Genomic DNA, 554 nt, shown 5'->3' on the forward strand with positions numbered 1-554 from the left:
GGGAGACGTTGCCGGCGGCATCGGTGGCAGTGGCGGTGAAGTTCACCTCGCCATCGGGCAGGGCGTTCGCGTCGCCGATGGTGAATGACCAGTTGCCATCATCGTCGGCATCGGCAGTGCCGATCTGGGTACCATTGGCGAGGATCGCCACCGTGGCATTGGCGGCGGCGGTGCCGGTCAGTGTCGGCGTGGCGTCGTTGGTGCTGTCGCCATCGCCGAGGGTGCCGGTCGGATCGATGTCATCGGTGGCGCTGTCGATAACTGGTGCCACCGGATCGGTGACATCGATGGTGACCGCGCCGAGGTTACCCACCCCGCTGGTGTTGCCGGCGGCATCGGTCTGACGCACCTGCACGGCGCCAGCGGCATAGTCGCCTTCGGGCAGCTCGAAGGCGGTACCCGTGCCGGGCGTCCAGCTATCGCCGCCATCGGTGGAATATTCCCACGTTGCCTCGCCTTCGAGGCCACCGACACTGATGATGGGGTCACGGGTGATGCCGTCACCGTCGATGGCGGTATCCACCGCCAGCGCGGGTGTCGGGGCCTCCGGTGCC

At 67.5% G+C, this 554-nt stretch carries 1 protein-coding gene; it reads right to left on the reverse strand.

Annotated features, from left to right (window positions below):
* The coding region (locus BTW07_RS19260; RefSeq protein ID WP_144077029.1) for an Ig-like domain-containing protein at nucleotides 1-554 on the reverse strand (554 nt) is incomplete at both ends.

Source organism: Salinicola socius, assembly GCF_001937195.1.
Lineage (GTDB): Bacteria > Pseudomonadota > Gammaproteobacteria > Pseudomonadales > Halomonadaceae > Salinicola > Salinicola socius.